Source organism: Clostridium sp. UBA5712 (assembly GCF_002419845.1).
Taxonomy (GTDB): domain Bacteria; phylum Bacillota; class Clostridia; order Clostridiales; family Clostridiaceae; genus Clostridium_J; species Clostridium_J sulfidigenes.
On sequence record NZ_DIGW01000016.1, the window covers coordinates 128,375 to 142,425 of the forward strand.

General features: G+C 30.4%; 11 protein-coding genes. All 11 read left to right on the top strand.

Features of this window, described 5'->3' with window-relative positions; all coding sequences use genetic code 11:
• The first annotated feature begins 20 nt into the window (after positions 1–20).
• Positions 21–692: an ABC transporter ATP-binding protein gene (locus B3B03_RS15475; RefSeq protein ID WP_346877767.1), complete on the top strand. Its 672-nt coding sequence runs from the start codon at positions 21–23 to the stop codon at positions 690–692.
• Positions 693–997: 305 nt separating this feature from the next.
• Complete coding sequence (locus B3B03_RS15480) at positions 998–1,600, top strand: cell division protein ZapA (protein ID WP_346848602.1); 603 nt, start codon at positions 998–1,000, stop codon at positions 1,598–1,600.
• Between the two features lie 166 nt (positions 1,601–1,766).
• Positions 1,767–2,759: a glycosyltransferase gene (locus tag B3B03_RS15485; protein WP_346848603.1), complete on the top strand. Its 993-nt coding sequence runs from the start codon at positions 1,767–1,769 to the stop codon at positions 2,757–2,759.
• A 176-nt stretch (positions 2,760–2,935) separates the two neighbouring features.
• On the top strand, positions 2,936–5,302 hold the full coding sequence (locus B3B03_RS15490; protein ID WP_346848604.1) for a U32 family peptidase: 2,367 nt from the start codon (positions 2,936–2,938) through the stop codon (positions 5,300–5,302).
• A 17-nt stretch (positions 5,303–5,319) separates the two neighbouring features.
• Positions 5,320–7,686 (top strand): endonuclease MutS2, encoded by a 2,367-nt coding sequence (locus B3B03_RS15495; RefSeq protein WP_346848605.1) that lies wholly within the window; start codon positions 5,320–5,322, stop codon positions 7,684–7,686.
• 24 nt (positions 7,687–7,710) lie between these two features.
• A complete protein-coding gene (locus B3B03_RS15500; RefSeq protein WP_346877768.1) occupies positions 7,711–8,184 on the top strand; it encodes a DUF523 domain-containing protein in 474 nt (157 codons plus the stop codon).
• A gap of 23 nt (positions 8,185–8,207) precedes the next feature.
• Positions 8,208–9,230, top strand: a complete 1,023-nt coding sequence (locus tag B3B03_RS15505) for an alpha-hydroxy-acid oxidizing protein (RefSeq protein ID WP_346877769.1) — start codon at positions 8,208–8,210, stop codon at positions 9,228–9,230.
• A 249-nt stretch (positions 9,231–9,479) separates the two neighbouring features.
• A complete protein-coding gene (locus B3B03_RS15510) occupies positions 9,480–10,376 on the top strand; it encodes a phosphate butyryltransferase (protein WP_346877770.1) in 897 nt (298 codons plus the stop codon).
• 76 nt (positions 10,377–10,452) lie between these two features.
• Complete coding sequence (gene iorA / locus B3B03_RS15515; protein WP_346848609.1) at positions 10,453–12,219, top strand: indolepyruvate ferredoxin oxidoreductase subunit alpha; 1,767 nt, start codon at positions 10,453–10,455, stop codon at positions 12,217–12,219.
• Between the two features lies 1 nt (position 12,220).
• Positions 12,221–12,796 carry an indolepyruvate oxidoreductase subunit beta gene (locus B3B03_RS15520; RefSeq protein WP_346848610.1) on the top strand — a complete coding sequence of 192 codons (576 nt, stop codon included), beginning with the start codon at positions 12,221–12,223 and terminating at the stop codon, positions 12,794–12,796.
• Between the two features lie 271 nt (positions 12,797–13,067).
• Positions 13,068–13,928, top strand: a complete 861-nt coding sequence (locus B3B03_RS15525) for a hypothetical protein (protein WP_346877771.1) — start codon at positions 13,068–13,070, stop codon at positions 13,926–13,928.
• Positions 13,929–14,051 lie beyond the last annotated feature (123 nt).

Here is a 14,051-nt window from a genome sequence, read left to right on the forward strand (position 1 = left end):
AGAGTAATGGAGGAATTAATATGAGTATGTTAATAACCAGTGGTCTAGCTAAAACCTATGGAATGAATGAAACTGCAGTAAAGGCGTTAAAACCTACGGATTTAGAGATTAAAGAAGGAGAATTTGTAGCCATAGTAGGACCTAGTGGCTCTGGAAAAAGTACATTACTACATCTTCTTGCAGGATTAGATAAGCCTTCAGCAGGAAAGGTATTTATTAATGAACAAGATATTTATGAGTTAAGTGAAAATGAGTTATCTAGATATAGAAGACAGAACGTAGGATTTATATTTCAAGCTTTTAATTTAATTCCTATACTTTCAGCAGAGGAAAATATAAAACTTCCAGTATTAATGGATGGTAAAAAGGTAGATGAAGGGTATATTGATGAAATTATGGATGTTCTTGATATAAAAGAAAGAAGAAAACATCTTCCAGGTGAACTATCTGGAGGGCAGCAGCAAAGGGTATCCATTGCTAGAGCACTAGCTAATAAACCGTCCATAATATTTGCAGATGAACCTACAGGAAATTTAGACAGTAAAAATAGTAAAGAAGTATTGCAACTACTAAAATCAACCATAGAAAAGTATAATCAAACACTAATCATGATTACTCACGATAGTAGTATAGCACAAATGGCAGATAGAATTATTACTATTACTGATGGAATGATTATAGAGGGTAAATAAGAAGAATGTTACATAACTAATATAAAGAAATAGTTGTGTAACATTTTTTATTTGCAATACTTTGGTAGTTAGAAAAGAATAATTTTTATAAAAACTGTGGCTTGATAATATGGTAAAATTTTACAATATAATTATAAAATATGTACCATAATATATTATATTTATATTTAATTAAGTTTTATGAAACATATTGTTGACAAGTATTTGGAATATTTATTAAATACCTTATTTAATAAATAGCTAATATATGTTAAAATGATTATAAGTTTATGCAGATGTAAATTTATAATTAAGAGGGTGTTTATGTGAGCATTATAACAGTTAAGATAAATGGAATGGAATATAACCTTAGAGGAGAAGAAAATGATGAGTATCTACAAATGGTTGCTCAATATGTAGATAATAAAATAAATAGTCTAATGTTTAAGAATTCTAAAATAAGTCGTCCTGATGCTACTATTCTTGCAGCAATTAATTTAGGAGATGAGGTTTTTAAAAATAAAGAGGCCTGCGAAAGGGCAAATGAAAATTATAAAATGATTGCAAAGGAACAAAAAAATCTTATTTCCGAAGTAGAAGGACTAAAAAGAGATTTACAGGCTGCAAAAAAAGAAAATGAAGACTTAAGAAAAGTTAACACTTCGGATAAAGATGAAGAGATAGGAAAGCTAAAGGATGAGGTTACATATCTTAAAGAGCAATTAGAACTTATGGATCAAGTTGTTCAAGAGTTAAAAAAGGATAATAAAAAACAAATGACCTTTAATAAAAAGCTTCTATCTGAAAATAATAATTTAAGATATGACCAAATAGCTAGAGTAAGACAGCTAGAGCAACTTAGTCATGAGATTGAGGATAAAAACCTTCAGCTTATGAAAAATGGACAAGTTAATGTAAGAAAAAAGTAAAAGTTTAGGTGATAATATTATATTTATATATTATCGCCTATTTTTTATTTTAGGATAATTAGCTATATTTATGAATTAAATATAATTTTATTCTTTAATATTGTGATAATTAAAATTTTATGGGCATAGGTATTAGGTAAAACCATAATTCTTAGGGGGATTATACATGAAAGTTTTGCTATGTGCTAGAAGTAATTATATAAATTTAAGTTCAGGAGATACTACTATAATATTTAAAATATACACTTTTTTAAAAGAGAAAGGGGTTAATGTAGATATATGTGGAGCCAATGAGGAGGCTAATTATGATGATTATGATATAGTACATCTATTTGATATTAAAAATATATTTGATGCTTATAAACATTTTAAATTGGCTAGTAATAGTAAATGTAGTATAGTAGTATCACCGATGTATTTTAATATGGAGAAGTTTTTCGAATATAGTAATAATATGGAACGAAAAAATCTATGGAATAATTGCAAAGCTTATAAGGAATTAATTTTGAAGAAGAGTAAAATCATATTTTGCAATAGTATATACGAAAAGTCTTTAATAACCAAGGATTTCACTACAAAGGGAGATATTAAAGTTGTTTATAATGGAGTAGATATAAATTATGATGAGGTTCCGTTATATAATTTTAAGGAGAGATATAATTTAGATAATTATATATTGTGTGTAGGAAGAATTTGTGAAGTGAAAAACCAATTAGAATTAAGTAAGATATGTAATGAAATAGGAGTAGACTTAGTTTTAGTTGGAACGGCATCAGAGGAGCGTTACTTAAAAGAATGTTTAGCTTATCCGACTACACATTATTTAGGATTTATGAATGACTATGATTTGTATAATGCATACACCTTTTCTAGTGCTCACGTATTAGCTAGTTTTTCAGAAGTTACAAGTTTATCATCCCTTAAGGCAGCAGCTTATGGATGTAACATAGTGGTTACGGAGGAAGGGGCTTCAAAGGAATATTTTAAGGATATGGCAATATATTGTGATCCTTATAATCATAATAGTATAAAATTAGCAGTAGAGAAAAGTAGGGCAGAAAGAAAAAATAATAAACTAAAAGAATATATAAGATATAATTATAACTTGAAGAATATGTTAGAAGGCATATATGAGGGATATTTAAAATTGATGAATTAAGATGTATAGGGGCTAACCAATAAAAAGGTATTAGCTCCTATTATTTTTTACAGTTTGTAACAAAGAGAATTGTGATATAATAATCCATGAGAAGTAAAAAATAAGTACTAATAAAATAAGTATGACTTTTTTAATATAGAATAAAGACATTTCTTATTGATAGGAGTTGAGAACATATGGATAAAATAGAATTATTAGCGCCAGGTGGAAGTAAAGAAAGTATCTATGCTGCTGTTCAAGGTGGTGCAGATGCTATATATATGGGCGGGAGTAAGTTTTCTGCTAGAGCCTATGCAAATAATTTTAATGAAGAAGAATTAATAGAAGTAGTGAATTATTGTCATTTATATAATGTTAAAGTATATATAGCCTTTAATACTGTGATAAAAGAAGATGAGTTAGGTGAAGCTTTAGAGTATGGGAAGTTTCTATATGAAATTGGTGTAGATGCTATTATAACTCAAGATATGGGATTATTTAAAATTATAAAAGAAGCTATACCAGATTTTGAAATTCATGCATCCACACAAATGACTATACATAATGGAGAAGGGGCTATATTTTTAAAGAATGAGGGCTTTCAAAGAATAGTTTTATCAAGGGAGTTAAGTCTAGATGAAATAAGATATATTTCAAAGGACTTAGATATAGAAACAGAAATATTTGTCCATGGAGCATTATGTATAAGTTATTCTGGACAATGCCTTATGAGTAGTATCATAGGAGGAAGAAGCGGAAATAGAGGAAGATGTGCACAGCCCTGTAGATTACCTTATACTATAATAAAAAAATTTAGTGGAGAAAATAGAGAAGGGTATTTATTAAGTCCAAAGGATACTTGTACTATAGATGAAATTAAAAGTTTAATTGAAAGTGGGACTTCATCATTAAAGATAGAAGGTAGAATGAAAAAGCCTGAATATGTAAGTGGTGTTGTAACTACCTATAGAGAAGCTATAGATAGTGTGTATCACAACAAATGTTTTGAGATAGCACCTAAAAAGGCCATATTAAATCAATTATTTAATAGAGAAGGGTTTTCAAAGGCATATCTTAGAGGAAACATTGGAAGAGACATGATGGCATATAATTGCCCCAAAAATACAGGTGTATTTTTAGGCACCGTTGAAAAAGATTTAACCATACAGCTTCAAAAGGATATAAAAGCCCAGGATGGAGTTAGAACTGATAATAGTGGATTTACAATCACAAATATTTTAAAGGGGAAAGAAAAGGTTAAAGAAGCCTCTAAAGGCGAAAAAGTGAAGCTTATGCCTACTAAATATAAGGTTGGAGATAAAGTATATGTAACTTCAGATACTGAACTTTTAACTAAACTTCAAAAAAATTATGAAGATATTTATGGTGTAAAGTTACCCTTAACTATAAAGGTTAGATTTGCTCCAGGAGAAAGATTTTATTTATCTACGGTTTATCAGGAAAAAGAATTTGAAGTCTATGGAGAAAATGTAGAGGTTGCAGCTAATAAGCCTATGGATAAGGAAGCCATAATTAAAAATCTCAATAAGTTAGGGGATACTCCTTTTAAACTAGAAAACATTGAATTTGAAACCTTTGAAGAAGGATTTTTAAGGGTATCATCTATAAATAGTGTAAGACGTGAGCTTATTGAAGATATAATGAAGTATATTAAAATTCGTGATAAACGGCATGTGGAAGAAAAGGCTTATAAAGAATTTAATAGGAATTCTAAAGAAGCTAAAGATATATTTAATGATGAGTATCTAATATGCGTTAAAACTCTAGAACAATTAAAAAGTGTATTAAGTTTTATAGATGAAAATCCAGATATAGATCCAGCTATAGGAGTAGATTTATTTAAAAAGGGTGGAGGTTTTAATTTAGAAGAAGTAGATTATGAAAATTTATATATGATTGTTCCTAATATAATAAAAAGTGAATTTAATTTAGTTACTGAAGCTATAGAAAAGAATATTTCTAAAATTAAGGGGTTAATTACAGCTAATTTAGGTATAATAAATGTGTTTAAAAACAGACTTAACATAATTGGAGATTATAAGTTAAATATTTTAAATAGTGAAAGCTATGATTTTTATAATAGGTATACAGATATATCAGCTTTAAGTGTAGAACTTAACAATAAAGAAATGTTTTCTATAGCTAAAAATATTAAAACTCCAGTGCAAGTAGTAGTTTATGGTAAGTATGAACTTATGGTAAGTGAATACTGTGTAATTGGCAGTACCTTTGGTGATAAGAGCTCTACTTCAAACTGTAATTTCAGATGTGACAAGGATAAGTTTGTATTAAGAGATAGGATGAATGAAGAGTTTCTGGTTACTACGGATAAATATTGTAGAAGCCATATATATAATACATTACCTGTAAATATAGTTCCATTCATTAAGGAATTAAGGAAAAATAATATTAACAATTATAGAGTTGACTTTATAGATGAAGATTATAATCAGGTTTTAAAGGTGATGAAATATATATTTAAAGATGAAGATGTAGATTTAGGGAAAACTACAAAAGGACATTATAAGAGGGGAATTGAATAGAAAGTAGGGGATAAAAAATGAATGAAAAGACCTTTAAAGTACTTGAGTATTATAAAATCAAGGAAATATTAAAAAAGTATACAGTTACAAAAGCGGGGAAAGATTTAATTGATAATCTGAAACCATATAACAATCTCTATGAAATCAAAGAGCATTTAGAGGAGACTAAGGAAGCATTAATTTTATTAACTACAAAAAGTGCACCACCCTTTGAAGGAATATATGATGTTAGGGAAGCGCTTTTAAGAGCTAAGAAAAATTCCACACTTATGCCAGTAGAATTACTTAGAATTGGTAATATGCTTAAAAGTTCTAGAAATTTTAAGGAATATGTACAGAGTAAGGACGATGAAACAACTTATAGAGTTTTGGAAGATATAATAGCAGGTATAGTTCCCTTTAAGAATATTGAAGATGAAATCTTTAGAGCTATTATTGGAGAGGATGAAATTGCAGATAGAGCTAGTGAAACTTTATTTATAATTAGAAAGAAACTAAAAGATAAAAGTTCTTCCATTAAAGACAGAGTTAATAGCATGGTTAGGACCTACTCTAAATATCTTCAAGAAAGTCTTTATACTGTAAGAGGAGATAGATATGTACTTCCTGTAAGATCTGAGTATAAAGAACAGGTTAAGGGTTTGATCCATGACCAGAGTGGTACAGGTGCTACATTATTTATAGAGCCTATGGGACTAGTAGATCTTAATAATGAAATAAGAGAACTTAGAAATAAAGAAAAGGCAGAAATAAATAGAATTCTTAAGGAACTTACTTTAAAAATTGCAGGTAACATTGATGTTATAGAGAATAATGGAAGTATTATATGGGAATTAGATTTTATATTTGCAAAAGCTAAATATGCCAATGAATTAAATTGTATATGTCCAGAGGTAAATGATAAAGGAATTATAGATTTAATAGAGGCTAGGCATCCTTTAATAGACCAAAAGGTAGTAGTACCAAGCACTATTTATCTTGGTAGAGAGTTTACTTCTTTAGTTATTACAGGTCCTAATACAGGAGGTAAAACTGTAACACTAAAAACTGTAGGTTTAATAGAGCTTATGGCTATGAGTGGAATGATGATTCCTGCAAGAGCAGGTTCAGCTGTTAGTGTATTCTCAAATATATTTGCTGATATTGGTGATGAACAAAGTATAGAACAAAGTTTATCTACTTTCTCATCTCATATGACTAATATAGTAAATATTATTAATGAAGCAGATGAAAATACTTTAGCACTTTTTGATGAGCTTGGTTCAGGAACAGATCCAACGGAGGGTGCAGCTCTTGCTATGAGTATTTTGGATAACTTAAGGGATAGAAATACAAAAATAATAGCAACTACTCACTATAGTGAACTTAAAGGTTATGCTTTAAAAACTGTTGGAGTAGAAAATGGCTCTGTAGAATTCGATGTTGAAACTTTAAGACCAACTTATAATTTGCTTATAGGTGTGCCAGGTAAATCTAATGCCTTTGAAATATCAAGGAGGCTTGGTCTTCCAGAGTATATTATAAATAGTGCTAAAGAAAATATTTCCACAGAGAGCTTAAAGTTTGAAGAGTTAATACAAAATCTTCAACAAAAGAGCATTAAAGCAGAAAATGATGCTAGGAAGGCAGAAGGTTTAAAAGCAGAAGCAGAAAAACTAAAAAATAAATATGAAGAAAAGTTATATAAGTTCGAAAATGTTAGAGAAAAAGCTATCTATGAAGCACAACGAGAAGCTAAAGAGCTTATAAAAGCTGCTAAGGAAGAAGCTGATTCCATTGTTAAAAATATAAGAGAACTTGAAAGGTTAGGCTATTCTTCAGAAGCTAGAACTAAAATAGAGAATGAAAGAAAGAAGATAAAGGATTCTCTTGATAACATGGAAGAAAAATTAAGTAAAAAAGATGAGCCTAAGGGAGAAGGATTAACTTCTGTAACTCAAGGACAGGAGGTATATCTTCCATCTTTAAATCAGAATGTTATAGTAGTATCCGAGGTGGATAATAAGGGAGAAGTTCAAGTTCAAGCTGGAATAATGAAAATCTCTGTAAAGCTTAAGGATTTAAGGAAGGGAAAAGTGTCTAGTGAAGATAAGAAAAAAGCTAAGGTTCAAAGAAGAGAAGCTAAGCTTAATCTAAAAGCAGTATCATCTTCAGTAGACTTAAGGGGTATGGATTCCGAGGAGGCTATTTATACCACAGATAAGTATTTAGATGAAGCTTATCTTGGTGGTCTCGGCGAAGTTACAGTAATTCATGGTAAAGGAACAGGAGTACTTAAGAGTTCTATAACTGATTTATTAAAACATCATCCCCATGTTAAAAGCTATAGACTTGGTAATTATGGAGAAGGTGGAACAGGAGTTACTGTGGTTGAGTTAAAGTAATACTAGAGTATAGGGGTCGACGAAATGATTTTGGTAAGTGGATGTCTTTGTGGTATTAACTGCAAATATGACGGTAACAATAATTTAAATGAAAAAATTCTTGAACTTTTAAGACAAGGGAAGGCTATACCAGTATGTCCAGAGCAACTTGGAGGACAGGCGACTCCTAGAGAAGCTCATGAGATTGTAAATGGTGATGGTGCTATGGTCTTAGATGGAAAATGTAGGGTTTTAGGAAGAGATGTAAGTGATGATGTAACTGGTGAATTTATTAAAGGTGCAGAGGAAACATTAAATATAGCTAGAGAGTTAAAAATTGATACAGCTATTTTAAAGGCAAGGAGTCCATCATGTGGAAAAGGAATTATATATGATGGTACTTTTTCAGGTGGTAAAAAAACAGGTAATGGAGTAACTGCAGAGATTTTAATTAGAAATAATATAAAGATTTATACTGAAGATGAATTGGATAAATTCTTTGAGGAAAATAATATTTAGTTTTATAGTTAGGTGGGGATTTTATGAATTATAGTGATGTTAGAAAAGAAGCTAGAGTTAATTTAAATAATAGCTGTAAAGTATGTAATGTATGCAATGGAGTTGTTTGTGCAGGAGAAGTCCCAGGTATGGGTGGAAAAGGTACTGGAAATGCATTTACAGAAAACATTAGAGCTCTTGAAGGATATAAGCTTAATATGCGCGTAATTCACGATGCTAAGGATCCAGATACAGCTATTGAGATTTTTGGTAAGAAGTTAGATATACCAGTTTTTGCAGCTCCAGTTTCAGGAACTACTCTTAACATGGGTGGAAAGTATTCTGAAGAAGAGTATATTTCTTGGGTTATTGGAGGTACTTTAGATGCAGGTATATACCCAATGGTAGGAGATACAGCAGTAGATACATTTTTAACAACTAATTTAAAAGTGTTAAAGGAGTTTAATGGTGAAGGTATTGTATTTATAAAACCATGGGAAAATAAAAATATAATTGAAAAGATAAAATTAGCTGAGGAGTCAGGAGCATTTGCCGTAGGCGTGGATATAGATGCCTGTGGACTTATAACTTTAGCTCTTCATGGGAAGCCAGTAATGCCTAAAGGAGTAAAGGAGATAAAGGAATTAGTTAACAGTACTAAACTTCCATTTATACTAAAGGGAATTATGACAGTAGATGAAGCATTACTTGCAGTAGAATCAGGTGTAGATGCTATAGTAGTTTCTAACCATGGAGGTAGAGTTTTAGATGAAACTCCAGGTGTAGCAGATGTTCTTGAAGATATAGCAAAAGCAGTAAAGGGTAAAGTTAAGATTTTAGCTGATGGAGGAGTAAGAACAGGAGTAGATGTACTTAAATTCTTAGCCCTTGGTGCAGATGCTGTATTAATAGGAAGGCCTTTTGTAACTGCATCCTTTGGTGGTAAAAGAGATGGTGTAAAAACTTATGTTCATGGATTAAAGGGAGAGTTGAAATCTGCTATGGTACTTACGGGATGTAAAGATGTAGATAGTATAGATAAGAGAATTATATTCCAAAGAAAATAATCGAATAAGTAAAGTTTTTTAAAGTAATAAAAATTTTTAATAGATATCTTAAATTGTATAATTTAAGATATCTATTTTTGTTAATTTTAAATAAAAAATACACTATTACACTTTAGCAGTTAAAATTGACTCAGAAAGGATTACACATTATACTTAAAAGTAAGAAAATATAAAATATTATAAAAAAAGTGTTGGATATCTACTACTTATTTCAATTTTTTAGTAAACCTATACATAAGGAGTGAAAATATGGTTAAAAGTTTAGAAGAATTGTTAGAATTAGCAAAGAAAAAAGAAAAGAAAACTATGGCAGTAGCAGTAGCACAAGACAATGTTGTTCTAGAAGCAGTGATAAAGGCAGTGGACATGGGTATCATAAATGCTATATTAGTTGGAAATGAAGAGAAAATTAAAATTATAGCAAAAGATTCTAATATAGACTTATCTAGAGTAAGAATAATTAATGAGTGTGACATAACTAAGGCTGCAGCAAAGGCTGTGGAATTGGTTACAAAGGGCGAGGCTAATTATGTAATGAAAGGATTACTTGGGACTTCAGATTTATTAAGAGCTGTACTTAATAAGGAAGCAAATCTAAGAACAAATAATTTACTATCTCATGTAATGGTGTATGATGTAAAGTCTTATGATAAGCTGTTACTTCTTACCGATGGAGGAATGGTGCCATATCCAGAATTAAAAGATAAAATAGGAATATTAAAGAATGCAGTAACAGTGGCAAAAGCACTAGAGATAGATATGCCAAAGGTAGCACCAATTTGTGCTGTAGAAGTAATTAATCCATCAATGCAGGCAACTTTAGATGCAGCAGCTCTTTCAGCAATGAATAAGAGAGGACAAATTAAAGGTTGTATAATAGATGGTCCACTGGGACTTGATAACGCTATATCTAAGGAAGCGGCTCACCACAAAGGAATTGTAAGTGATGTAGCAGGAGAAGTGGATATACTTCTTGTACCTAATATTGAAGCTGGAAACTTCCTAGGAAAGTCTATGACTTATTTTGCTGGTGCTGAAAGTGCTGGAGTAATTGTAGGTGCAAAATGCCCCGTAGTATTGGTTTCTAGAGCAGATAGTGCAAAATCCAAGCTTTATTCAATAGCATTAGGTAGTATTTTAGGGTAAACAATTATTGGGGAATAATTGAAGTAGGATAGTTAATTAATTATTAAAAGATAAATTGTAATGGGGGAATGTGAATATGAAAAAGGTTATAATGACTGGTAATGAAGCCATCGCTAGAGGTGCCTATGAAGCTGGATGTCATGTAGCATCAGCTTATCCAGGAACACCTAGTACAGAAATATTAGAGAACTTTGCATTATATGAAGGTGTATATGCAGAATGGGCACCAAATGAAAAGGTTGGTTTTGAAGTAGCATCAGGTGCATCTATTGGAGGAGCAAGAGTGCTTACTACAATGAAGCATGTAGGACTTAATGTGGCTGCTGACCCATTATTTACTATGGCATATGAAGGAGTTAACGGAGGTTTTGTAGTTGTAACTGCTGATGATCCAGGAATGCACTCTTCTCAAAATGAGCAAGATAACAGATTTTATGCTCCTCATGCTAAGGTTGCAATGGTTGAACCATCAAATTCACAAGAATGCATTGACTATATGAAGGAAGCATATGAAATAAGTGAAAAATTTGATACATTAGTTTTATTTAGAGTTACAACTAGAATTTCACACTCTAAAACAGTAGTAGAGGTTGGAGATAAACAAGCTGTAGAAGTGAAGCCATATGAAAAAAATATTAAAAAATATATAATGACTCCAGGTCATTCAAAAATTAAACACTATGAAGTAGAAGAGAGATTAGAGAAGCTAAGACAATATTCTAATACTACAAAGCTTAATAGAATGGAAATGGGCAATACAAAGATAGGTATAATTACTAGTGGTATTTCTTATGAATATTGTAGAGAAGTTTTTGGAGATAATGCATCATACCTAAAGATAGGTTTCTCTTACCCATTACCAGATGAAATGATTAAAGAGTTTGCATCTAAGGTAGAAAAATTATATGTAGTAGAAGAGAATGATCCATACTTAGAAAATTCAGTTAAAGCTTTAGGAATTAGCTGCATAGGTAAGGAAGTTATTCCTATATGTGAAGAACTAAATCCAGCCATTATTAGAAGAGGTATTTTAGGAGAAGAAAATAAAATAACTTATACAGCAGATACTAATCCACCTTCTAGACCACCAGTGCTATGTCCAGGATGTCCTCACAGAGGAATATTCTATGCAGTATCAAAATATAAGGATGTAATAGCTTCTGGAGATATTGGATGCTATACTCTTGGTATGAATGCACCACTTAGTGTAACTGACACTGTAATTTGCATGGGTGCTTCTATATCAGCTGGTGTAGGAATGGAAAGAGCTAGTATAGTAGCTAATAGAGAAGATAAAAAGGTATTTGCATTTATTGGAGATTCAACGTTCTTCCATTCAGGAGTAACTGGATTAATTGAAAGTGTTTATAACAATACACCGATAGTAACTGTAATTCTTGATAACAGAATCACAGGAATGACAGGGCACCAAGAAAATCCAGGAACAGGTAGAACCCTTCAAAATAGAGAAGCTCCAATGGTAGATATTGAAGCTTTAGTCCTTGCATGTGGTATTAAAAAGGAAAATATAAAGGTAGTAGATCCATATAAAATAGAAGAAACTTCAAAGGCTGTAAAAGAAGCTCATGATAGCACAGAACCTTTTGTAATTATTACAAAACAACCTTGTGCTTTGATAAAAGACGTATTAAAGAAAAGAGCTAACTTAAAGTGTAAAGTTGATGTAGAGAAATGTAAGAAGTGTAAAATGTGCTTAAAAACAGGATGTCCAGCATTGAAATTCCAAAATGGTGTAGTGGAAATAGATGAAAGCATGTGTAATGGTTGTGAAATATGTAAGCAAGTTTGTCCATTTGATGCTATAGAAAAGGTTGGTGAATAATATGAAGGAAGTAAAAAGTATATTATTTATAGGTGTAGGAGGACAAGGAACTATCCTAGCTTCAAAAATATTATCTGAAGGCTTGTTAAGAAATGGCTATGACGTTAAAATGTCTGAGGTTCATGGAATGGCTCAAAGAGGAGGAAGTGTTACTACTCAAGTTAGATTTGGAGAAAAAGTCTATTCTCCTTTAATAGAAAAAGGAAAAGCTGATGCCATAGTTGCTTTTGAAAAAAGTGAAGCACTAAGAGCACTACCTTATTTAAAAGAAGGTGGACATTTAATAGTAAATGATTATGAAATTCATCCTGTACCAGTACTAATAGGACTAGAAAAGTATCCAGAGGGTGTAAATGAGGCACTAAGATCTACAGCAGAAAATACAGTTATAATTAAAGCGGCAGAAATTGCAAAAGATCTAGGTAATATGAAAGCACAAAACGTTGTATTACTAGGAGCGTTACTTAAAGCCCTAGATATAAAGGAAGTAAATTGGGAAGAGGTTGTAGCTTCATTAGTGCCAGCAAAGGCTGTAGAGTTAAATAAGAAAGCTTTAGTTGCAGGAATGGAAGTATAGAGGAAAATCAGAAGAGTTAATTTCATGATTGAAGCTTGTTCATTATAAGGTTTAGAATAAGTTTCTATAAAATATTAGCTTTACTCTATTATATAGAGGTAAAGCTAATATTTTTTATATAAGCAATAAATTTATATGATTTTCATTATTTTCTGATATAATATATTATAGTAAAAGTCTGAAAAGTAGATCTAATGATAATAAGAGTATATTAAGTTTAGTGGTTACTATTCATAATTATATAAGTAAAATTACTATGGGAGGATAATTAATGGGAATATACAAAGCACCAAATTCAGAAGAAAAAAAAGCTATAAAAAAATATAGTAAGTTATTTGAAGATATTAAGATATCTGAGCCAGCGCTATTTTTGGGAAATACATATAAAGAGGTAATATTTGAAAAGAAAGGTATTGTCAGCTTAATTGGTAAGAAAAAGGGATATATATATATTGATGCAAATAATAAAGTAGTAGAAGATGAGAAAACAATAATGAGACTAGGAAGAATATTCTTTTTCATGGAAGCATTCTTAAATGATGATAATGGTAGTATAATTAAGGCTCTTCAAAATGAAGAAGAAGTAGAAAAAAATAAAACTGATTTGGAATTAATGATGAAAGGCTTTGAAATCATTGAGAAAATGAATAAAAAATATGATATTGAACATAAGGAAGTTGAAAAGGTTAAAGATATATTATCAAAACTAATAGAACTTAGAGCTAAAACTAACTTGAAATTACAAGATTTTCTTAAGGTAGTACAGGAAGAAACATCAAAACAGAAATACTTTGATGAAAATATTATTGAAGCATGTATGCCAGCATATAAAGAAGTGATGGCATGTAATTATGAAAAGGTGATACTCATAGCTAAAGGATCTTCAAGTTATAACTGCTTAAAAAAGGCGGCAGAGAAAGTAAGGAAAAAATATACTATAAGATTTAATATATCTTATACAGATCCATTAATGAAGGTAAACTATATGATGGGTTATTTTGAAAGTTTAATTAGAGCTTATGAAAGCATTATTAACATGTCTTATAATCAGTATTTAAAAAGTATAGTAAATTCAGGAAGAACCAATGCTGAATTTAAATTATTAGAGTTAAGAAATAAGAAAAAAAATTAAAAGATCAATACAGTTAAAGATTAATAAAAATAATTAAAGGTATGTATGTGAGAGATATCATACCTTTAATTATTATAATTTATATAATATTAATTATTATAATTTATATAATATAAAATTCAC